This window comes from Pseudomonas khavaziana, assembly GCF_019145205.1.
Taxonomy (GTDB): Bacteria; Pseudomonadota; Gammaproteobacteria; order Pseudomonadales; family Pseudomonadaceae; genus Aquipseudomonas; species Aquipseudomonas khavaziana.
Genome location: NZ_JAHSTT010000016.1, coordinates 113820 through 136169 on the forward strand (window position 1 = coordinate 113820; position 22350 = coordinate 136169).

The 22350-nt window shown below is 59.6% G+C and carries 8 protein-coding genes; all 8 read left to right on the forward strand.

The window, feature by feature from the left end; all coding sequences use genetic code 11:
• The first annotated feature begins 140 nt into the window (after positions 1–140).
• Positions 141–1172: a phosphate ABC transporter substrate-binding protein PstS gene (pstS, locus tag KVH01_RS26425; protein WP_043047667.1), complete on the forward strand. Its 1032-nt coding sequence runs from the start codon at positions 141–143 to the stop codon at positions 1170–1172.
• Positions 1173–1247: 75 nt separating this feature from the next.
• Positions 1248–2216 carry a phosphate ABC transporter permease subunit PstC gene (pstC, locus tag KVH01_RS26430; RefSeq protein WP_217883463.1) on the forward strand — a complete coding sequence of 323 codons (969 nt, stop codon included), beginning with the start codon at positions 1248–1250 and terminating at the stop codon, positions 2214–2216.
• Entirely contained in the window at positions 2213–3106 is an 894-nt protein-coding gene (pstA, locus tag KVH01_RS26435) for a phosphate ABC transporter permease PstA (RefSeq protein ID WP_043047665.1), read from the forward strand. Before pstC ends, pstA begins: the two co-directional genes overlap by 4 nt.
• Positions 3107–3181: 75 nt before the next feature.
• Positions 3182–3943: a phosphate ABC transporter ATP-binding protein PstB gene (gene pstB / locus KVH01_RS26440; RefSeq protein WP_043047778.1), complete on the forward strand. Its 762-nt coding sequence runs from the start codon at positions 3182–3184 to the stop codon at positions 3941–3943.
• Positions 3944–3998: 55 nt separating this feature from the next.
• Positions 3999–4697 (forward strand): hypothetical protein, encoded by a 699-nt coding sequence (locus tag KVH01_RS26445; RefSeq protein WP_124412359.1) that lies wholly within the window; start codon positions 3999–4001, stop codon positions 4695–4697.
• Positions 4697–5323, forward strand: a complete 627-nt coding sequence (locus tag KVH01_RS26450; protein WP_217883464.1) for a hypothetical protein — start codon at positions 4697–4699, stop codon at positions 5321–5323. Before KVH01_RS26445 ends, KVH01_RS26450 begins: the two co-directional genes overlap by 1 nt.
• A gap of 200 nt (positions 5324–5523) precedes the next feature.
• On the forward strand, positions 5524–7245 hold the full coding sequence (locus tag KVH01_RS26455; RefSeq protein ID WP_217883465.1) for a ShlB/FhaC/HecB family hemolysin secretion/activation protein: 1722 nt from the start codon (positions 5524–5526) through the stop codon (positions 7243–7245).
• A gap of 33 nt (positions 7246–7278) precedes the next feature.
• A partial coding sequence (locus KVH01_RS26460; RefSeq protein WP_217883466.1) for a hemagglutinin repeat-containing protein occupies positions 7279–22350 on the forward strand: 15072 nt, incomplete at its 3' end.

Sequence of the window (22350 nt, forward strand, 5' to 3'; positions counted from 1 at the left end):
TGTTACTAACCAATGCACTAAAAATATAGGGCTGTAGTGGCAAACCGGGACAAAACCCCGGTTTGCCACTCAATTTTCATAAAAATGTAACAACCCTGCTGCACAGTTCGGGAGCCCGTCACCACAACGAGTTCCTTTTAATGAAAAGCTTGATGAAGTCTGCAGCACTGGCCGTTACGGTTTCTCTTTGTGCCTCCTCCATGACCTTCGCCGCCGAGAGCGTGCGCCTGACCGGTTCCGGCGCCAGCTTCCCTGCACCGATCTACCTCACCTGGTTCAAGGATTTCAGCAAGAAGACCGCGGGCGTCACCGTGGATTATCAATCCAAGGGCAGCGGCGCCGGTGTGCAGGACTTCCTGAACAAAACCGTCGATTTCGCCGCCAGTGACTCGGCCATGAAAGACGAAGACATCGCCAAGGTGGCCGAAGGCGTGCAGTTGCTGCCGATGACCGCGGGTGAAATCGTGCTGGCCTATAATCTGCCGGGCAATCCCAAGGGTCTCAAGCTGCCACGCGACGTTTACTCCAATATCTTCCTGGGCAAGATCACCAAGTGGAACGACCCACAGATCGTGGCCGCCAACCCGGACCTGAAGCTGACCGATACGCCGATCACCGTGGTTGTGCGTGCCGACTCCAGCGGCACCACGGCGGTCTTCACCAAACACCTGTCGACCATTAACCCTGAGTTCAAGCAAGCGCTGGGGGAGGGCAACACCGTTAACTGGCCGGCCAGCGACAAGTTCATCAAGTCGCCCAAGAACGACGGCGTGACCGCCACCGTGCGCCAGACGCCGGGCGCTATCGGCTACATCGAATACGGCTTCGCCAAGCTGGCCAAGGTTGACTTTGCCCAGTTGCAGAACAAGGCCGGCCAGTATGTGGTGCCGAACGCCGAAAGCGGTGCCGAGGCCCTGGCCGCGGTGAAGATGCCGGAAAGCCTGGTGGCCTGGTTGCCGGATCCGGACGGTGCCAAGTCCTACCCGATCACTTCCTACACCTGGATGATCTTCCGCAAGGATAACGGTAACCCGGCCAAGGCCAAGGCCATGCGCGAAATGGTCGAATACAGCCTGACCGAAGGGCAGAAAATCGCCGATTCGATGGGTTACATCCCGCTGCCGCAATCGGTGGTCGATCAGGTGCGCAAAGCCTCCGCCAACATCCAGTAATACCCGTGCGGCCGCTTCCGGTGTGTGCTGTCAGCCATGCCGGGGGCGTTTCCCCCTTTGTTCCGGAATTGACCAATGATCAAACCTTTCGTCGTACCGGTTAACCCGGACTCTGCTTGCCAACCACCCTCGGCAAAGGATTTCCTGGTAGACCGCACCTTCCGTGCGCTTGCGAAAATCGGGGTGGTACTGATTCTGGCGTTGGTCGTCGCCCTGGTCTTCGAGGTGGGACGCAAGGCCCTTCCAGGCATGGAGAAGCACGGGTTCGACGTGTTGTTTGGCAGTGTCTGGGACGTTAACCAAGGCAAGTACGGCATCTTGCCGGCTATTTGGGGCACACTCTACAGCGCCTTCATCGCGCTGCTGATTGCCGGCGTTTTCGGCGTCAGCATGGCGATTTTCCTGACCCAGGATTTCCTGCCGGCGAGACTGGCCGCCGTGTTTCGCACCATCGTCGAGTTGCTCGCGGCCATCCCCAGCGTCGTGTACGGCCTGTGGGGCATCTACGTGGTGATCCCGGCGATTCGACCATTGACTACCTGGTTGAACAGCGAGCTGGGCTGGATACCGTTTTTCGGCACCTCGTTGAGCGGGCCTGGGTTGCTGCCGGCGGCGCTGGTATTGGCGATCATGATCCTGCCGACGATTGCCGCCGTGTCCCAGGACGCGCTGACCAGCGTGCCGATGAAAACCAAGCAGGCCGCCTATGGCATGGGCACCACCCACTGGGAAGCGATTCTCAAGGTGATGGTGCCATCCGCCGCCACCGGTATTTTCGGTTCCCTGGTACTCGGCCTTGGCCGCGCACTGGGTGAAACCATGGCGCTGGCGATGCTGGTGGGCAACGCCAACAACATTTCACTGTCGCTGTTCGCGCCGGCCAATACCCTGGCCGCCTTGTTGGCACTGAACTTCCCCGAAGCCGGGCCCAACGAGATCGAGGTGCTGATGTACGCCGCCCTCGTGCTGATGTTCATCACACTGTTGGTGAACGTTATCGGCTCCATGATCATGCTCTACGCCCAGCGGGGTACTAAACAATGACGAACCTCACGTCTCCTATAACCGCGGTGCCGAGCCTGCAGCGCAGGTTCGAAGGGCGCGCACTGCGCAGCCTGGTGTTAACCACGCTGGTGTGGCTTGGCGCGCTGCTCGCCAGTGTGCCGCTGATTTCCGTGCTCTACATGCTGATCACCCGTGGCGGCGCACGCCTGAGCCTGGAAGTGTTCACCGAACTGCCGCCCACCGGCTTCGAGACCGGCGGCGGTTTCGGCAACGCGATGGCCGGTACCTTTGTGATGGTCGGCATCGCCGCCGCCATCGCGGTGCCGGTCGGCATCCTGGCCGCGATCTTCCTGGCTGAACTGGGGCCGGACAGCAAACTGGCGAACACCGCACGCTTTGCCGCCAAGATGCTCACGGGCCTGCCGTCGATCCTGGCCGGTGTGTTCGCCTATGCGCTGGTGGTGATGACTACCGGTACCTATTCGGCACCCGCAGGTGGTGTGGCATTGGCGGTACTGATGCTGCCAATCGTTGTGCTGACCGCTGAAGAGTCGATGCGCATGGTGCCCAAGGTCATGAAGGACGCTGCCTACGGCATGGGCTGCACCCGTTCCCAAGTGATCTGGAAAATCATCCTGCCCACCGGCCTGCCGGCGATCCTCACCGGCGTGATGCTCGCCGTGGCCCGTGCCGCGGGCGAAACCGCGCCGCTGTTGTTCACCGCGCTGTTCAGCAACTACTGGATCTTCCACGACGGCGACCTGTCGGTGATGAACCCGACCGCCTCCCTTGCGGTGCTGATCTACAACTTCTCCGGCATGCCCTTCGACAACCAGCTTGAGCTCGCCTGGGCGGCCTCGTTGGTGTTGGTAATGATCGTGCTGGTCGTCAATATCGTCAGCCGTATCTTCGGCAAGCCCAAGTATTAAGAACGGGAGCATCTGAATTTGAACGTATCAACTGCGCAAGTAGCCGCTCCGTTTGTCACCCAGTCGCCTGTGGTCATGGACTGCAAGCTGGACAGGATCTTCTACGGCAACTTCATGGCGGTGCGTGACAGCCATGTGCCGATTGAGAAAAACAAGATCACCGGTTTTATCGGCCCCTCGGGCTGCGGCAAAAGTACCGTACTGCGCAGCCTCAACCGCATGAACGACCTGGTAAAGGGCTTCCGCTTCGAGGGTCATGTACATTTCCTCGGCCAGGACGTATATGGCAAGGGCGTCGATCCGGTGGTGGTACGCCGCTACATCGGCATGGTGTTCCAGCAGCCCAACCCGTTTTCCATGAGTATCTTCGACAACGTTGCGTTCGGCCTGCGCCTGAACCGCTACAAGGGCGACCTTGGCGACCGCGTCAAGCACGCCTTGCAAGGCGCGGCGCTGTGGGATGAGGTCAAGGACAAGCTCAAGGTCAGCGGCCTGTCACTGTCCGGCGGCCAGCAGCAACGTTTGTGCATAGCCCGTGCGATTGCCACCGAACCGGAGGTGCTGCTGCTCGATGAACCTTGCTCGGCACTCGACCCCATCGCTACGCGCCGAGTCGAAGAACTGATGGTGGAGCTGAAGAAGGACTACACCATCGCCCTGGTAACCCACAACATGCAGCAGGCCATCCGCGTAGCGGACACCACGGCGTTTTTCTCGGTGGATATTTCCCAAGGTACGCGCACCGGCTACCTGGTGGAGATGGGCCCGACCACCCAGGTGTTCGGCAACCCACGGGAAAAAATGACCGAGGATTACATCAGCGGTAAGTTCAGCTGAGCCATCCATGTTCGATAAAGGCGGTACCTGTGCCAACGTCTTCCCGGGAATATCAATGCCTGTAACCCATCGTCTTGATTTGTCAGCGATTGAACGCGCCCTGCGTAAAGTGCAGGGCCGCTTTGCCGAGCTCAGCACGCAGTTTACCGAGCCGCGTGACCCCTTGACCGACGAAGTGCTGCTCAATGTACTTGAGGGTTACGCGCTGATTGACGACTATGTGGCCCGGGGTGTCGACCTGTTTGATCTTCATCAGCTCAACCTGATGCTGGAGATCAACGCCACGGTCCTGTGCGGTCGAGACCCGGCACGTCGGGTGGAATACGCCCAGCACCTGGCCGCGACCGAGGAGCACTTCTTCAACAACGTTGAAGGCGGCATCAAGGACTTGTTCAATTGGTATTGTGCGTATCGCAGTGAGTCCGTCTGGAAGCGGGCGGCGGGTGTCTATGTACGCATCCTCAGCAAGCCGCAGTTGTTTATCGAAGGCAACAACCGCAGCGGCTCGCTGATCGTCAGCTACCTGCTGATGCGCGCCGGTTTGCCGCCGTTCGTGCTGACACTGGAAAATGCCGAGGGCTACTTCAACCCGTCGTCGGTGATCCGCAACTCGGCCAAGCATGGCGTCAAGGCGTTGTATGAATTGCCCAAGATCAAGAAAAAATACGCGGCTTTCCTGGAGGAACAGGCACCTGATCCAAAGGCGTTTTTCTTGAGCGACACACCGCAGCCCATCTATGGGGGAGGCCACTGATGCGTTGGTATCCAACACTCGCGGGCAAATGCCGAACGTCCGCCCGCCGAGTCGTACAAGCCCTGTCCACGCGCGCATTCACGCGCCCGCGCATACGAATCTCGTTTGATATCGACGACACCTTGGCCTGCCAGCTCCATCACTCCGCCGTAGAGAGCAGCTGGCTACCAGCCTGCGCCCATCGCTGGTGGGGCGAGCCGCTGCGTATCGGCACCCGTTCACTGACCCGGGAGCTGCGGCGCCAGGGTTGCAGTATCTGGGTCTATACCTCGTCCGGTCGTGCGCCTTCCTATATCAGGCGTTGGTTGATGCTGTACGGCATCCGCGTTGACGGGGTGGTGAATAGCACCCTGCATAACGACGCCCTCAGTGCGCACGGGCTGGCCAATACACCGTCGAAATTCCCGCCGGCTTTCGATATTGATTTGCACGTGGATGACTCCGAAGGCGTGCGCATTGAAGGTCATGATCATGGCTTTCGTGTAGTCGTGGTTGACCCGCAGGATGAGCAGTGGGTGCAGAGAGTGCTCGATGCGGTGGCGGGGGTTCAGGCGCAATTGGTCAGGCAGCAAATGCCTCGATATCACCAGCCGACAAGTCAAGGCGCTGAAATTTATTCTTCCTGAGGTCAATCGGGTGTCATGCAATAAACGCTTGAATGCCCGTGGCCGATGATGGGTGTGTAGACGAAAAAGTCATACTTTTCAGCGTGATTCGCCGAGTGTTAGAGATCAAACAAACTTGCACGCTTAATTGACGCCATCAAAATGACATCCTATGATCGCCCTCCATTGGTGGCTTAAGGCCACATAGAGGGATCTAGAGAATGTGGCGTTTACTGCGTCGGACCAGGTTCAGCCTGCTGTCCGCTTTTTTTTGCCTGGGTATTGTTGGAGGGGCGCACGCCGCCACGCCGCAGAACGCCCCAGGCATCACCGACCTGATCCGTGATCGCCAGGACCGCCTGCTTGAGGATCAGCAACGGCGGATCGAAGAGCTCAAGGACCTGCCTGGAAAATCGGCGGCGCCTGCTGCGCCGGTCGCGCCTGTCGACAGCCGCTGCTTCCCGATCAAAACCATCGAACTGGGTGGTGCCGATGCGCTGACCGAAGGTGAGCGCACGGGTCTTATCAAGACTTACATCGGCCAATGCCTTGGCGTACCGCAACTCAACGAATTGCTCAAGGTCATCACCGATCGCTATTTGGCCAAAGGCCTGGTCACCAGTCGTGCCTACCTGCTTCAGCAGGACCTTTCCAGCGGCAACCTCAAGATCCAGGTGGTCGAAGGCCGGCTGGAAAGCCTCAAGGGCGCCGAAGGCAGTGGCATCACCGACCGCCAATTGACCATGAGTTTCCCCGGCAAGCAGGGCGAACTGCTCAATCTGCGCGAAATCGAGCAGATGGTCGATCAGTTGAATCGCCTGCCGTCGAACCAGGCGCAGATGGAGTTGGCGCCGGGCAAGGCGGTGGGTGGCAGCGATGTATTGGTCAAAAATACACCGCAAAAGCCCTGGCGTGTGGGGCTTTCGCGGCATAACGGCGGCCAGCGCAGCACTGGTGAGCAGCAGTGGGGCGCCAGTCTTGATTGGGATAACCCGCTCGGCCTGGCCGATCAGCTTTCGCTGCGTGGCGGCCACGATGCCGTCAGCGATCATCAACGTACCTCACGCAATTCGATGCTCAGCTACAGCGTGCCATTTGGCTGGTGGAACCTCTCGTACAGCTACATCGAAAGTGAGTACCGCTCCCAGGCCCAGGCCAACAACTTCAAGTTCAAGCAGACCGGGGACAGCCAGAATCACCAGTTGCGCCTGGAGCGGGTTATTCATCGTGACGCTTTGAGCAAAACATCTCTGAACACTGGCATCGCCTATCTTCGTACCAACAACTTCATCGAAGACAGCAAGCTGGCCTTGAGCAGCAACCGCCTCAGTGAAGCGCAATTGGGTATCAACCACGGTCGGCGTATCGGTGGTTCATTCCTCAACATTGATCTTGGCCTGCAAAACGGCATCGGCGCATTCGACGCCCAGGCCAATCACCACCCAAAGCCTGGCCAGGCCGATGCGCGCTACCGCAAATACACCGCCACGCTGAGCTATCTGTACCCGTTCAAGCTCTGGGGCGAGTCCCTCAGCTTCAGCAGTTTGATGACCGGCCAGCGCAGTGAAGACGTGCTATTCAGCCCACAGCGCATGAGCCTGGGTGGGCAATCGTCGATTCGTGGCTACAAAGACCAAATGCTGGCGGGCGACAGCGGCGGCTATTGGCGCAACGACCTGCGCTGGAGCCGACCGGTCACCTGGGCCTGGATGCAGCCGGTGTTCACTGAATACGGCACCAGCCTCGGCTACGACCAGGGCGTGATCAGCCATGGCCGCTATAACGCTGAACAGCATGGGCGTATGAGCAGCAATTCGGTGGAGTTGTTTGCGCGCGGTAAGAACGTCGCGGCCAGCGTGACCTTTGCACACTCTTTGGAACGACCGGACGCGATCACGGACCGTGAAGCGCCGATCTATTTCCGTGTGGATTTTTTCCTTTAAACTTTTGACCGCCCTCGGGCTTTGAGACATGACATGGACGTTCGCCAGTACGCATTCCTCGTGCGCCAGCCTTCTGCTGCCGTAAAAAGCCGTACCCATTTCCTGGGGCTGCCTAAACGTGGGTTGGCGTTGATTCTGGCCAACGCCATGTTCTGGCATCCGTTGCTGGCGCAGGCGGACGGCATTGTGGTGAATGCACCAGGTACGACGCTCGGGCAAGCGGGTAACGGCGTGCCCATCGTCAACATCGCCACGCCGAATGCCAACGGGCTCTCGCACAACCAATTTCATGACTACAACGTCGGCGCCAATGGGGTCATTCTCAACAACGCCACCGACCGCACCCAGTCCACGCAACTGGGCGGCATCATCGTCGGTAACCCCAATCTCAACGGCACCGCTGCCAATATCATTCTCAACGAAGTCAACGGCGGCAGCCCCAGCCAACTGCGCGGCTACACCGAAGTAGCCGGGCAATCGGCCCACGTGATCGTCGCAAACCCGTATGGCATCAGCTGTAACGGTTGCGGCTTTATCAACACCCCGCAAGCGACGCTCACCACCGGTAAAGCCGTGATCGAAAACGGCCAGATCAACCGTTACCAAGTCGACCAGGGCAGTGTCGCTATCGAAGGCGCTGGCCTGAATGCCAGCAACGTCGATCAGTTCGAAATCATCACCCGCGCTACCACTATCAACGCGCAGATTCAGGCCAAAAAGCTGACCATCGTCACCGGTCGTAATGACGTGGATGCACGCACCTTAACGGCCACCGCGCGGGCCGCAGATGGCAGCCAGGCGCCGGATCTGGCGATCGACTCGTCGGCGTTGGGCGGCATGTATGTGGGCGCGGTCAAGCTTATGGGGACTGAGGCGGGTGTAGGCGTGAGGTTGTCCGGGGACATGGTCGCCGGCGGCGATATTCAGATCGATACCGCAGGCAATGTGGTCATGGGCCAGACAACAGCGGCCGGCGCCATCAACGTGAGGGCCCACAGCGTTGAGGCCCAGGATGTGGTCGCGGCGGGCAGCGTGCTCGAGATGAAGACGCAAGGCGACCTGATCAATCAAAAAAACCTGGCGGCACGTGATCGCGTGGCGCTGCAAAGCGGTGGGACGTTGACCAACAACGGCGTCATCGAAGCCGGCGTCAACGCGGATCAGACGCGCAATGCTCAGGGTGATCTCCACGTCACTGCCGCCCAGTTGCGTAACAACGGCAAGACCGTTATTGCCAGTCGCGACCTCTTCGTCAAGGTTGATGGCACTCTCGACAACCGGAGCGGCACCCTTAGCGCACAAAACCAGCTCAAGGTGAGTGCCCAAAAGCTGGATAACCAACAGCAAGGCCGCGTGTTGAGCGCTGAACGCATCGAGTTGAATGCCGGACAGTTGCTCAATGCTGACGCGGGCCTGGTGGTTGGCGACCGCGGGCTCAGCGGTCGCATCGGGCAGTTGGTCAATCGCAAAGGCGAGCTCTCGAGCCTGGCTGAAGTCAGCTTGCAGGTCGATAGCCTGGATAACGTCGCCGGGCTGATTTCCGCCGGCCAGGCACTGCGCTTGACTGCCAGTAGCCTGGTTAACAATCAAGGTGGTCGCCTGGTTGCGGGGCAGCATCTGCAGATTAATGCCGGGCAGTTGGATAACCGCCAGTCCGGTATCGCGAGCAGTCAGGGCAGCCTGGGGCTGAATATTGCCGGTACCCTGGAAAATCAGCAGCAGGGTCGAATCGAGTCTGGCACTGAGACACAGGTCAGCGCTGGAAACTTCAATAACCAGCAACGCGGTGTACTCGTCAGTGGTGGCGCCCTGGAGCTGGCGACCGGTTCGCTCGATAACAGCCAAGGCGGGTTGATTACCAGTGCCAAAGCTCTCAATGCCCGTGTCACCAGCCTCGACCAGCATGGCCAGGGGCGAATTTACAGCAATAGCGACGTAATCCTGGACCTGGTCAACGGCCACCTCGACAACCGCGACGGTGGCTTGATCAACGCCGGTGGCCAGCTGAGGTTGAATAACCTCAATAGCGTCGACAACCGCAGCGGCGAAATTTCCAGTGCCCATGGTTTTACCGTCGCGGCAAATAGCCTGGACAACCGCGCAGGCAAGCTGCTCAGTGACCAGGCCTTGGGCCTGAAAATCGTGCAGACGCTGAACAACGGGGCAGGCCTGATTGCAGCCAGCGGCCTGGATATAGATGTTGCCAGTTTGATCAACGACCAGCGCGGTCAAGTTCATAGCCGTGATCGGCTTAACGCCCGGGTGGGTGGTTTGCTCGCCAATCACAGCGGGAGTTTCAGTGCCGACGCAGGCGCACAGTTGACCGTGGGTAGCCTGGACAACAGCAATGGCGGGCAACTCTTCAGTCAAGGCGATCTGCGCCTGAACCTCAATCGGGGTCACCTGAACAACCAGGGCGGCTTGATCAACTCCCCAGGCCAGTTGCTGCTGACTCAACTCAGCAGCGTCGATAACCAGGGCGGCGAGATTTCCAGCGCCCACACCTTTGATCTGGTCGCGGATCAACTCAATAACGGCGCCGGCAAGTTGCTCAGCGAGCAAGCCTTGAGCGTGCGCATCGCCCGCGCCCTGGACAATACCAAAGGTGTGTTAACCGCCAAAGCCCTGGATGTTCAAGCGGGGACACTGATTAACCAATCCGGCCGACTCACGGCGGTGGAGGGCCTCAACCTGCAAGTCGATGGCGAACTGGATAATCGCAGCGCACAGGTTCTAGGCAAGAACCTCGTGCTCGGGATTGGGTCGCTCAATAACGACCAAGGCCTGGTGCAGGGTGATGCAACGTTGCTGCTCCAGGCGGGTGGCACGATCAGCAACCACGCCGGCACATTGGCTGCAGGGCAAAGCGTGACCGTCAACAGCACCGGCCTGGACAACCGCCAAGGCAACCTGACCAGCGACGGTGCACTGACCGCGCGTATAGCCGGGAACCTGCTCAATCAGGCGGGACTATTAAGTGCCGGCACTGACGTGCAATTGAACGTCGCTGACCTGAACAATTCGCTCAAAGGTCGCATTGCCGCCCAGAAGGTACAGATCAACGCACAAGGAATAGATAACAGCGCGGGCGGTAGCCTGTACGCCAAGCACCAGATAGGTGTCGTCGTTGGCGGCCAGTTGAACAACGCCCAAGGCACGCTGCGCAGCGATGGTCGTTTGACCCTCAATACCTCCGGTTTAACCAACGATGACGCAACGCTATCCAGTGCCGGCGACTTGCAGATTGCGACTGGCAAGCTGAGCAACCAAGGCGGACATCTAAGCAGTGCGACTCAGTTGGGCATGACGGTTACCGCACTGGACAACAGTCGTAACGGGCATGTCGCAAGCCAGGCCGATGTAAGCCTGGACTTGCAAGGTGGCCACCTCAACAACAACGGTGGTTTGATCAATGCACCTGGGCAGTTGCTGCTCAAGCAATTGGGCAGCGTTGATAACCAAGGCGGTGAAATATCCAGTGCCCACGCCTTTGAGCTGGCGGCAAGCGCCTTGAACACGGCGGACGGCAGGATACTCAGCCAACAAGCCTTGACCCTGCGTATCGCCCAAGCACTGGATAACACCCGCGGCCTGATTTCTGCCGCGGCCTTGCAGGTGAGCAGCGCAAGTCTGGATAACCAGGGCGGCAAGTTGAGTGCCGTTTCTGACTTGAATCTCAGCGTGGACGGTGTGCTGGATAACCGCGGCGGTGAACTGCTGGGGCAGCACGCGATAGTCGAAGTGGCTGCGCTGAACAACAGTCAGGGACGCATCCAGGGCGATAATCGCTTGACCTTGACCAGCCTCGGCGCGGTCAACAATGACAAGGGCACGCTAGCTGCCGGTCAGACGCTGATGGTCAATGCCGCCAGCCTGGACAACCAGTCCAAGGGCCGCCTCACCAGCAAGGGGGATGCGCAGCTTGTGGTGGGGAACGTGGATAACCGCGGTGGCAGCATCACCTCGGTCGGGCAGTTGCAGGTCAAGGGTGACGAGCTGGATAACCGTCAGGCCGGGCTGCTCAACTCGGGCAAGGCCATGAACCTGTCCATCGGTAAAGTGGATAACCGAGGAGGTGAAGTTTCCAGCGTTACCGAACTGACGCTGACCGGCCATGCGCTGGACAACAGCAATGGCGGTCGCGTACTGGCCAATAACACGCTCCAGCTGACGCTCGACAGGCTGAGCAACCAGCTCAAAGGTCTGATTTCTGCGCAACAGGATGTCAACCTCAAGGCAACCAGCCTGGACAACAGCGCCCAGGGCAGTGTCTACGCCAAACGCAACCTGGATATGACCCTGGCCGAACAGGCTGACAACAGCCAAGGCGTAATGCGCAGCGACGGGGCCTTGCAACTGCGCAGCGCCAGCCTTGGCAACAATGGCGGGCGTATCAGCAGCGGCGGGGCGTTGCTGTTGAGCTCTGAGAGCGCTCTTACCAATCAGAAAGGCGAGGTGCTCAGCGCTGATACGGCGACCGTGAATGCGGGCAGTGTCGACAACAGCCAAGGGCGCATTGTGGCTGACGGTGCACTGCAACTGACTACCGGCGTATTGCTCAATCAGCACCAGGGCCGCGTCACCAGCGCTGATCGCCTCAAGCTGACAGCGACAGACGTAGACAACCGTTTCGAGGGCCGTATCGCCAGTGGCCAGGCGCTCAACGCCAGCATCACCAGTCTTGACCAGCGCGGTGCCGGCGAATTCTACAGCAACGGCGAACTGATTCTGGACATGAATCATGGGCACTTGAATAACGCCGATGGCTTTATCAATGCACCCGGGCAGTTGTTGCTCAAGAACCTGAAAGGTGTCGACAACCGTAACGGTGAAATCTCCAGCGCAAAGGCCTTCACCTTGAGCGCCGACACCCTGGACAACAGCGGGGGCAACTTACTCAGCGACCAGGGCTTGACCCTCAAAATCGAACAGGCGCTGCTGAACGTCAAGGGGCTGATTTCAGCCGCAGGTGTCGGGCTCGATGCCTCGCGCCTGGACAACCGCGAGGGCAGGGTGAGCAGCGCCCTGGACGCACGCCTGGCGGTCAACGAGGACCTGCTTAACGATCAGGGCGAAATCGTCAGCACAGGCCACACGCAGTTGAATGCGGCAAGCTTGAGCAATACCGCAGGGCAAGTGCTCGGTGATGTCGGCCTGAAGGTAAAGGTCAAGGGTGCGCTGAATAATCAGGCTGGCACACTCGCTGCCGGTACCTCGTTGGAGGTGCAGGCCGCAAGCCTGGATAACCGCCAGGCTGGAAAATTGGGCAGTGACGGCCAACTCAAGGCCACGATTGATGGGTTACTGGACAATCAGGCTAAAGGGCAGGTGTTGGCCAAGGGCGCAATGGAACTGCGTGCCGGTGGTTTGAATAACCGCGAAGGGCGGCTAACCGGGCAGGATCTGTTGATGTTGCACAGTGCGAATGTCGACAACCGCGGCGGTGTGATCCTTTCCCAGAAGGACCTTCAACTCAATGTGGGTGAGTTGGACAATCAGCAAGGTTTGCTCAGCAGCAAGGCGGCCTTGGGCTTCTCCGGGCAACAGTTGCACAACCAGAAGGGCCTGGTGAGTGCGGTCGGGCCCCTGCGACTGACTGCCGACACAGTACAAAACGCGGCTGGCCGCATCGCCAGTCAGAGTGATCTGCAGGCAACCATCGGCGTACTGGCGCAACAGGGCGGCGAACTGGTTGCCCAGAACGAGCTGAGCCTGAGCGGGACCTCACTGGACAATAGCGATGGTGGTTTAGTAGGCGCCACAAAAGCGCTGAAACTGACGGTCGACGTCGTTGATAACCGTGCGGGCGAGATTTCCAGTCAGAACAGCATCGACTTCAAGGCGCAGCGCCTGGATAACAGCGCGGGGAAACTGATCGCCAGTACCGCATTGGAATTGGCCGTGGCCCACGTAGTTAACCAAGCCAAAGGGTTGATCTTCGCCCGGGACAACCGTTTCAACGGCGCGCGCCTGGATAACGGCCAAGGCACTTTCGCAGGCCAGCAATCGGTGAGCCTGTCGCTGGTAGCCATTCCCGGCACTGAGTTGGATGGGCGACTGGATAACCAGCTGGGGAAAATCAGCAGCGAAGGCACACTGCAGCTGGCCGGCGCGACGCTCAACAACGACGCGGGTGCAATCTCTTCGGCGGGTGCGCTCACACTTGCTGCCAGCGGTGCTATCACCAACCAGGGCGGCATCATGGAGACCGATGCCAGCCTTGACCTGACCAGCGCAAGTCTGGACAACGGCCCCAAAGGCCTGCTCAACAGCCGTGGTGCGCTGACCCTGAGCACCGGCGCGCTTAACAACAATGGGCGTATCACCAGCGCCGATCGCCTGGATTTGGCAGCAACCCAGGTGGACAACAGCGGACGTATCGCCAGCAGCCAAAACCTTACCGCCACGATCACCGGCCTGAATCAACAGGGGGGTGAGCTATTCAGTAACACCCAGCTCGATCTAGACCTGAACCACGGCCAACTGAGCAACATGGGCGGCTTGATCAATAGCCCGCTGCTGATGCTCAAAAACCTCGCCGATGTGAACAACCAGCGCGGCGAAATTTCCAGCCAGCAAGCCTTTACCCTGGCGGCGCGCAACCTGGACAACAGCGGCGGTAAGCTGATCAGTAACCAAGGTCTGACACTGCAGATTCAAGAGGCCCTGGGCAACGCCAAAGGTGCGATCAGCGCAGCCTCGCTCAACACCAACAGTGCCCGCGTGGACAACACTGATGGCCTGCTCAACAGTCGTGGCGGCATGGAAGTATCTGCCACCCAAGCGCTTGATAACCAGCGCGGAACGCTGATTGCCGACGGCGCCATGCGCCTGTCTTCCGCTCGGCTCGACAACCGTGACGGTGATGTATCGGGCAAGGCAGGGGTGACCGCTGATATCGATCAGATTGATAACCGCGGCGGCGAAGTTATCAGCACTACAGCCGTGGATGTGCGTGCAGTGTCGCTGGACAACCGTAAAGGCCTGGTGGGCGCCGATAAAACGCTGAAACTGCTGGTCGATCGGCTCGACAACCGTGGCGGCGAACTGTCGACTAACGCCGACCTGACCGTCAGCGGGCAAACCCTGGATAACAGCGATGCCGGTCGTGTGCTGGCCGGGCAATCGTTGAACCTCACGCTGACCAAGCTGCTTAACCGCAACCAAGGCCAGCTCAACACACAGCGTTTGATGCTGAGCGCTCAGGACCTGGACAACAGCACTGGCAAACTGCTCGCTCAACAGCTTCTGCAGCTTGAGCTCAAAGGTGAGTTGAATAACAGCCAGGGCGTGCTCAACAGTGAGGGGCGCTTGAGCGTCGATGCAGCCAGCCTGGTCAACCGTCGGGGCCGGATTTCCAGCGCCCAGGCGTTGGAGCTGGGTTTAAAAGGTGGGGTGGACAACGAGGGCGGTGAACTCGTGACTGACAGCTCCCTGCAACTGCGCAGCGCCAGCCTGGGGAATCAGCAGGGCGTGCTCAGTGGCAAAGGCGCGGTCAGTGTAAGCACCGGCGCGCTGGATAACACTGGGGGCCGTCTCACCAGCGGCGACATCCTGGAGCTGAAGGCGGGGCTACTGAATAACAGCGCCGGCAACATCGGCAGCGCCCAGGCCCTGACCGCCAGCGTCGATGGGCTTGATCAACAAGGTGGCAAGCTGTTCAGCAACGCCGGCCTCACGCTGGACCTGAACAACGGCCAGCTTAACAACCAGCAGGGCCTGATCAACGCGACCGGGCCGCTGGTGTTCAACCACCTTAATGGCGTGAACAACCAGGGCGGTGAAATCTCCAGCGGTCAGGCGTTTGCGCTCGTGGCGCGCAACCTTGATAACAGCAATGGCCGCCTGCTCAGCAACCAGGGCCTGACCCTGCGAATCGACCAGGTGCTCGGCAACATCAAGGGTTTGGTCGCGGCGGCGAGCCTGAGTGCCCAGGCGGGTGTCGTCGATAACCGCGGCGGTACGCTGACCAGTCGCGGGGCGCTTGAATTGACCAGCACCGGGCTGCTGAGCAACGGGCAACAAGGTTTGATCAACGCTGCACAAGCACTGACAGTCAAAGCGGGGAACCTCAATAACCAGGGCGGCAGCTTGCTCGGCACCAGCGCCCTGACCATTAATGCTTCGGCCTTGGACAACAGCGCCAAAGGCCTGATCAACAGCCAGGGCCGTCTGCAACTCAATGCCCAGGCCTTGGACGCCAGCGACGGCGGCGAGGTGTCGGCCAAGGGCGATATGGACCTTACGCTGACGTCCATGGCCCTGCGTGGCGGTAGGCTGATCGGCGAGCAGAACCTGAGCGTGGACCTGGCCAACGGGGATTTGGATAACCGTAAAGGTCTGATCTTCGCCAAAGGCCCGTTGACCCTCAAACATGTACGTGACCTGCAAAACCAGGGCGGCGAACTGTCCAGCCAAAATGGCCTGAGTTTGACGCTGCGTAACCTGGACAACAGCGCCGGTACGCTCATCAGCCAGCAACTGCTGACGCTGAACGCAGGCGACGTTGTCAATCGCGGCGGCTTGCTGTCGGGCTGGCAAGGGCTCGACCTGATCGGCACCCAGTTGGACAACCGTGACAAAGGCACGCTGTCCAGTCGCAACGGTGATCTGGATGTACGCCTCGGTGGGCGCTTGCTCAACAGCAACGAAGGCGCGCTGGCCAGCCAAGGGCGGCTGAGTGTCAGTGCCGCCAGCCTGGACAACGGCGAAAAGGGCGTTATTTCCAGCGGCGCGCAGCAGACCTTGACGGTGCTTGGCGCGCTGAACAACACCCAGGGTGGCTTGATCGACAGTGGTGCGACGCTGGACGTGAGTGCGGCCAACCTCGACAACAATGCCGGCAACGTCACGGCCCAGCGCAACTTGAACGTCTCGGCTGGCGACTTGCTCAATACCGCTGGCTCGCTGATGGGTAATGACCATCTGGTACTCAACCTGCAAGGCCACCTCGGCAACGTCAACGGCAAAATCGCAGGCACCAGCTCGCTGCTGCTCCAGCGCGCCATAGAGGTGGATAACCGCGGTGGCCAACTTGCCAGCCAGGGGCGTCTGTCATTGGCTATGGGCGGGCTGAACAACAGCCAGGGCGGCACTGTTGCCGCCAAAGGCCCACTGATTATCGACGCCAGCGCTATCGTTCAAAACAACGCCGATGGCTTGATCTACAGCCAGGAAGGCGACCTTCAAATCACCGCTTTTGGCCTGACCAACGCGCAAGGCAAGCTGCAGGGGCAGAACGGCCTACGGGTCGAGGTCAATGGCGATCTCGATAACCGGGGCGGCAATATCATCAGTCAGACCGGTGATGTGCATCTCAAGGCCGGCAACCTCGACAACCGCAGCGGTGTGCTTGCCAGCCTCAAGGGTGCCATTGAGGCCGGTGTGGTGGGTGTGCTGCGCAACGGGCATGACCTGAGCGGCAACCCCAAGGGCGGCTTGATTCAGGGCCAGCGCCTGTTACTCAGTGCAGGTCACCTTGATAACCAGGGCGGCTATGTGGGAGCACAGACCAGCGATGCGCTGCTGACGGCTGCAACCCTCAATAACCAGCAGGGCGCTTTGTATGCCAAAGCCCTCATGCGCATCAATGGCGGCGCCGTGGAAAACAGCGCAGGCCAGATTGCCGGTGATCAGATCGTGCTCGGCCTCAATGGCCAACTGACCAACCACAATGGCCTGATCGAAAGCACCAACAACCTGACCGTGGCCGCCAACGCCATCGATAACCAGGGCGGCAAATTGCGCGCCCTGGGACGCTCCGGCAAGACCGAGTTCCAGATCGGCGGCGTGTTCGACAACCGTAATGGCGCTGTGGAAACCGCCAACCAGGACCTGACCCTGGCGGCTGCCAGCTTCCAGAACAACGGCGGGCAATTGCTACACGTGGGTGAGGGCACCTTCGACATCTCGTTGCCTAACGTCACCGGTGCGGGCGGCACCCTTGTCACCCGTGGTGGCCTGACCCTGAACGCGGACACCTGGACCAATACCAGCGTCATTCAGGCAGGGCGTTTGAACGTCAACGTCAACAACTTCACCCAGACTGAAACCGGGCAACTGCTGGCTTCGACGCACTTGGAAGGCAAGGGTGGCAGCTGGGTCAATAATGGGTTGATTGCCAGTGATGGCAGTTTAAGTATCGACCTTGCGGGCGCTTATAGCGGTGATGGGCGAGTCACCAGTCAGAGTGGTCTGAACCTGCATGCGAGTCAGTTGGATCTGAGCAATAGCGCCAAAATTACTGGCGGTGGCGATACCCAGGTCAACATTGATGGTCAATTGAACAACTATGGACGGTTGACCTCTGCGACCAACCTCGAACTCTCGGCAGGTACGCTGAACAACTACGGGACATTGGGTGGCGCACAGAATGTGACAGTAAGCAGTGCAGCCTTGTTGAACGATCATGGTTTGCTGTTCAGCGGCAACGACATGGCCTTGCATAGCGACACAATCACTAACCAGTACGGTGACATCTATAGCCTGGGGCGACTGGATGTGGCCAGTCGAGAGGGTGCGAGCAAAGCAGCCAGTCTCGAAAACGTATCCGGCAGCATCGAATCCAGTCGTGACATGTCTCTAAAGGTTGCCAGCCTGACTAACCGCCGGGATGAGTTCACCACGAAAGACACCGCCGGTAGCGGCGGGTCACTCACCAATATTTGTTGGGACTGCCGAGGCGATCACTTTGTTGTCGACTTTGTCGGCACGGAAAACTATCAAACCGAGTTACTGAAGACATCGGCTACTTCGACTATCCAGTCGGGCGGGCGCATGGATATTGCCGCTAATACGCTGCTCAATGAATACAGTGTTATCGCTTCTGGCGCCGACATGAACATCGCTGCGGATACGCTGACCAACAAAGGCGCTGCGTCTGGCTCCGGAACGCGTACCCGTACCTGGCGGCTGGAAGCGACTAACGGTACTTACTGGCGCTTCAAACGTGGTGTCATGGACCCCTACAACGCTCAGCCAGGCCCCAAAAACCTGCCGGTCAGTGCGTTGTCAGCGTTCAGGCTGATTGGCGATACCTTGGTATCGACCGCTGGCGCGTCACTGGCACCGGCGATCATCCAGGCTGCAGGCACGGTGAACATCACCGCCAGCAAGACCTTGATCAACAGCATTGAGACGTCCAACACAGCCTTGGCCGGGCGCGCGCCGCGCAATGAGGACACGGGTGTCGCCAGCGGTCCAACAACCGTGGTGGTGCAGCTCGCTCCGCAGTTGCCACCGGACCTGGCACAACAACAAGTCAACCCGCTGACATTACGCGGCTTCACCTTGCCCACCGGCACCCACGGTCTGTTCCGCCTCAGTAGTCAAGCGAGCGAAGACACTCAAGCCACCCAAGCCACCAGTGGCCCGCAGAGCTGGACCATGGGTGGTGCCACGCTCGGCCTCGCTCAGCGCCAGGGCGCACAGCCAGCGCTTGAAACACGCACCTTCGACTTCAAGAATGTCGCCCACCAGGACGCGTCTACCCATCAGTTGGATCCCACCGCACGTCAGGTCAGTGGCATCACCGCCACCAGCCGAACGCTTAACGTTGCCGGGGCCGGCGATGTGGCCAGCGGCAGCGGCTGGGCGCCCAGCCAGATCACCCCCGCTGAAATCGCTCGGGGCGATGGCATCAACGCCCGGAGTCCGTCCACCGGCTCCACTGCACCAGTGGCCAAGGTCACCGGGCCGAGTGATCAGCCAGACCTGGCGCTGACTGGTCGAGATACGGGTGTTCAGGTCGCTACGCCAGACGCTCCTGCGCTGCCGACGTTGAACATTCCTGGCGTGACGCCGGTGATACCAGGCGTGACGCCGGTTGTGAGCACACCGGCTGCACAAGACCCGGGCAGCAGCCCGACCCAGATCGCAGCCGTGATTGCCCAGCCGCTCAATACAGCGGAGCAAACCACTACGGTCGCCAGCCAGACCATCAACCGCGTGCAGGGCTTTACGCCCACCGCGCCTAAGTCCCAGCCGCATAAATACCTGATCGAAACCAACCCGGTACTCACGGACCTCAAGCAGTTCATGAGCTCGGACTATCTGCTCGCGGGCCTGGGTTACAACCCGGACGAAAGCGCCAAGCGCCTGGGCGACGGCCTCTATGAGCAACGCTTGATCCAGCAAGCCGTGCAAGCGCGCACAGGGCAACGTTTCATCGACGGTCAGAACACCGACGAGAAGCTGTTCAAGTATCTGATGGACAATGCGATCCAGAGCAAACAGCAACTGAACCTGGCAGTGGGCGTAACCCTGACCTCCCAACAGGTCGCAGCGCTGACCCACGACATCGTCTGGCTCGAACAGCACGAAGTGAACGGTGAGAAAGTGCTGGTGCCCGTGCTTTACATGGCCCAGGCCGACAATCGCCTGGCGCCCAACGGTGCCTTGATCGCCGGTAACGACCTGAACCTGATCGCCGGTGAAAACCTGGAGAACGCCGGTACCCTGCGCGCCACCAACAACCTGTCAGCCAAAGCGGGCAACGACCTGATCAACAGCGGCTTGATCGAAGCCGGCAACCGTCTGGACCTGCTGGCAGGTAACAACATCGTCAACAAGTCCGGTGGCATCATCGCCGGGCGCGACGTGACGCTCACCGCGATCAAGGGTGGTGTGATCAACGAGCGTGCAGTGACCCGTACCGGCAACGGCACCGCAGAACGCCGCGATTATCTCGACAGTGCGTCACGCATCGAGGCTGCCAATGACCTGACGATGAATGCAGGTCGTGACATAGCCAATACCGGTGGCGTACTGCAAAGCGGGCGTGACACCACATTGGTCGCTGGCCGCGATGTGCACATCGATGCCGTTGAGCAACGTAATGGCTTGGATCTGGGCAATCGCCTGCGTACCGAAACCGTGACGCAAAACGGTGCCAGCGTGGAGACAGGCCGTGACCTCAAGGTATCGGCAGGGCGTGACTTCACCGCCATTGCCAGCCGCATCGATGCCAAGCGTGACTTGAGCATTACGACGACCGAAAACCTGAGCATTTCGTCGGCTGCCGACGAGCAGCATTCATCGAGCAAGTCCAAGAAGGTCACCCAGTCCAAGGACCACATCAGCCAGGTTTCCAGCGTGCTGACGGCCGGCGGCGATGTGTCGCTCAATGCCGGTAAAGACCTGGAGCTCACCGCCAGCCGAATCTCCGGCGGCGGCAACGTGGCCCTCGATGCACAACGCGATGTGAGCATCCTGTCGGCACTGGACGAAGACGCTTCGTTCTACTCGAAAAAGAGCAAAAGCTCGTTCGGTCGCAGCAAAAGCCAGCAGCGGGAAAGCTACGACAGTACCAACGTGGCCTCCGTCGTCGAAGCTGGTAAAGACCTGACCGTTAACACCAGCAAGAACGCCGACGGTGGCATGAGCATCGACGGCGGACGTGACGTCACCGTGATCGGCAGCCAAATGAAGGCGGGTGGCGACATGCTGCTGGGCGCCACTGGTGATATCGCGGTGTTGTCGGGTGTCGAGGAGCATGGTTCCTACAGCAAGAAGACCAAGTCCGGGTTCCTGGGGCTGTCCAAAAGCGGCAAGAGCCAGTTGAAGACTACTGCCAGCCAAGTGGGTAGTGAGTTGGAGTCGGGCAACGATGTGGTGGTGGCTGCAGGTAATGATGTGCGGGTGCGGGCCAGTGAGATCAGTGCCGATAACGACACTGAACTGCGCTCCGGACTGGTCAATAGCACGGGTGACATCAACCTGATTTCTGCGAACGACACCGCCTATAGCCGCACTGAAGAACACAAGAAGAAGTTTGGTTATACGGAAAGGCCGACGTCGGTCGCCATTTCGTCCGCTAAAAAGGCTGGTCGTGAAGCCCAGAGCAGCACCAGCGTGGGCAGCCATGTAAGCGCCGAGCGCGATGCAACGTTGCAGGCTGAGCGCGACATCAACCTGGTTGGCAGTGGCATCAGCGCAGGGCGCAATGTCAATCTGGATGCAGGGCGCGACGTCAATGTGGTCGCCGCACAAGACACCAGTAGCGAACGTAGCTGGGAGAAGAAAAAGCAGACGGGTTCAAGCATCTCCAGTAACGGTAATGGCATCAGCCTCTTCGCTGGCACCGAAGGCAGTGGGGAGAAGAATCGCGTCGAACGCGAGACCGCTTCCGGCAGCCAGATAAACGCCGGGCAAGATGTGGCGATCAACGCCAAGCGCGATATCAACCAACGTGGCTCTGACGTTGGCGCCGCCAATGATATAGAGCTGACGGCGGGTAGAAATATCAATATCGATGCTGCGCGTGAAAGTGTGCTCACCGAGCAGATACGCGAGAAAGAGAGCAACGGCCTGGGTGTTTCAATCAACCATAACTATGCCAATACCAAGGACGCTGTCAGCGGAGCAGGGAAAGGCGAGGACAATGTCAGCAAAGGCTCAAGCACACTCAAAGCGGTTGATTCGGTCAGTCAGTTTGTCAATGGGCCAACGCTGGACGGGAAGTTTGGCAACAGTAAGCAAACCAACAGCCAACAGGTTATCGAGCAGACCAATCGCTCTTCGACGCTAAGCGCCGGTAACGATCTGCACCTTAACGCCGGCAACGATGTATTGGTGAAGGGAAGCCACCTGGACGCCGGGCGTGACATCAATGTCAAAGGGCGTGATGTCACGCTGGACGTGGCCAAGGGCAGTATCAGTGAAGAAACCACCCACACCCAGAGTTGGGGCGGTATTCATGGCGGCACCAGCGGCGGGATCAAGTTGGGCGCCGGCGGCAGTTTCGGCACGGCTACAGGCGAGAGCTCCCAAGGCTCGTCTACGGCTTCACAACTGGAGGCAGGTCGCGATATCAACCTCAAGGCCAGCAATGACCTGAACTTGATTGGGACGCAGGCCAAAGCCCAACGGGATATCGAGCTGAATGCCGGCAACGATTTGAACATTCGTTCGGCGCATAACGACAGCAACAGCGAAAACAACCGCCACAGTGGCGGCGGCGAAGCAGGCCTGACGTTTGGCTCTGAAGGTATTGGCGTCTACGTCAGTGTCAGTATGGGCAAGGGTAACCTGGAGCGAGAAGGCCAACGCCAACAAGAGGCATACCTCTATGCCGGCGACCGTCTGGGGTTTGCCAGTGGCAAAGAC

What these genes read in the sequence shown, in the direction of transcription:
- pstS (WP_043047667.1), top strand. Translation starts at nt 141, where the DNA reads ATGAAAAGCTTGATGAAGTCTGCAGCACTGGCCGTTACGGTTTCTCTT.
- pstC (WP_217883463.1), top strand. Translation starts at nt 1,248, where the DNA reads ATGATCAAACCTTTCGTCGTACCGGTTAACCCGGACTCTGCTTGCCAA.
- pstA (WP_043047665.1), top strand. Translation starts at nt 2,213, where the DNA reads ATGACGAACCTCACGTCTCCTATAACCGCGGTGCCGAGCCTGCAGCGC.
- pstB (WP_043047778.1), top strand. Translation starts at nt 3,182, where the DNA reads ATGGACTGCAAGCTGGACAGGATCTTCTACGGCAACTTCATGGCGGTG.
- KVH01_RS26450 (WP_217883464.1), top strand. Translation starts at nt 4,697, where the DNA reads ATGCGTTGGTATCCAACACTCGCGGGCAAATGCCGAACGTCCGCCCGC.
- KVH01_RS26455 (WP_217883465.1), top strand. Translation starts at nt 5,524, where the DNA reads ATGTGGCGTTTACTGCGTCGGACCAGGTTCAGCCTGCTGTCCGCTTTT.
- KVH01_RS26445 (WP_124412359.1), top strand. Translation starts at nt 3,999, where the DNA reads ATGCCTGTAACCCATCGTCTTGATTTGTCAGCGATTGAACGCGCCCTG.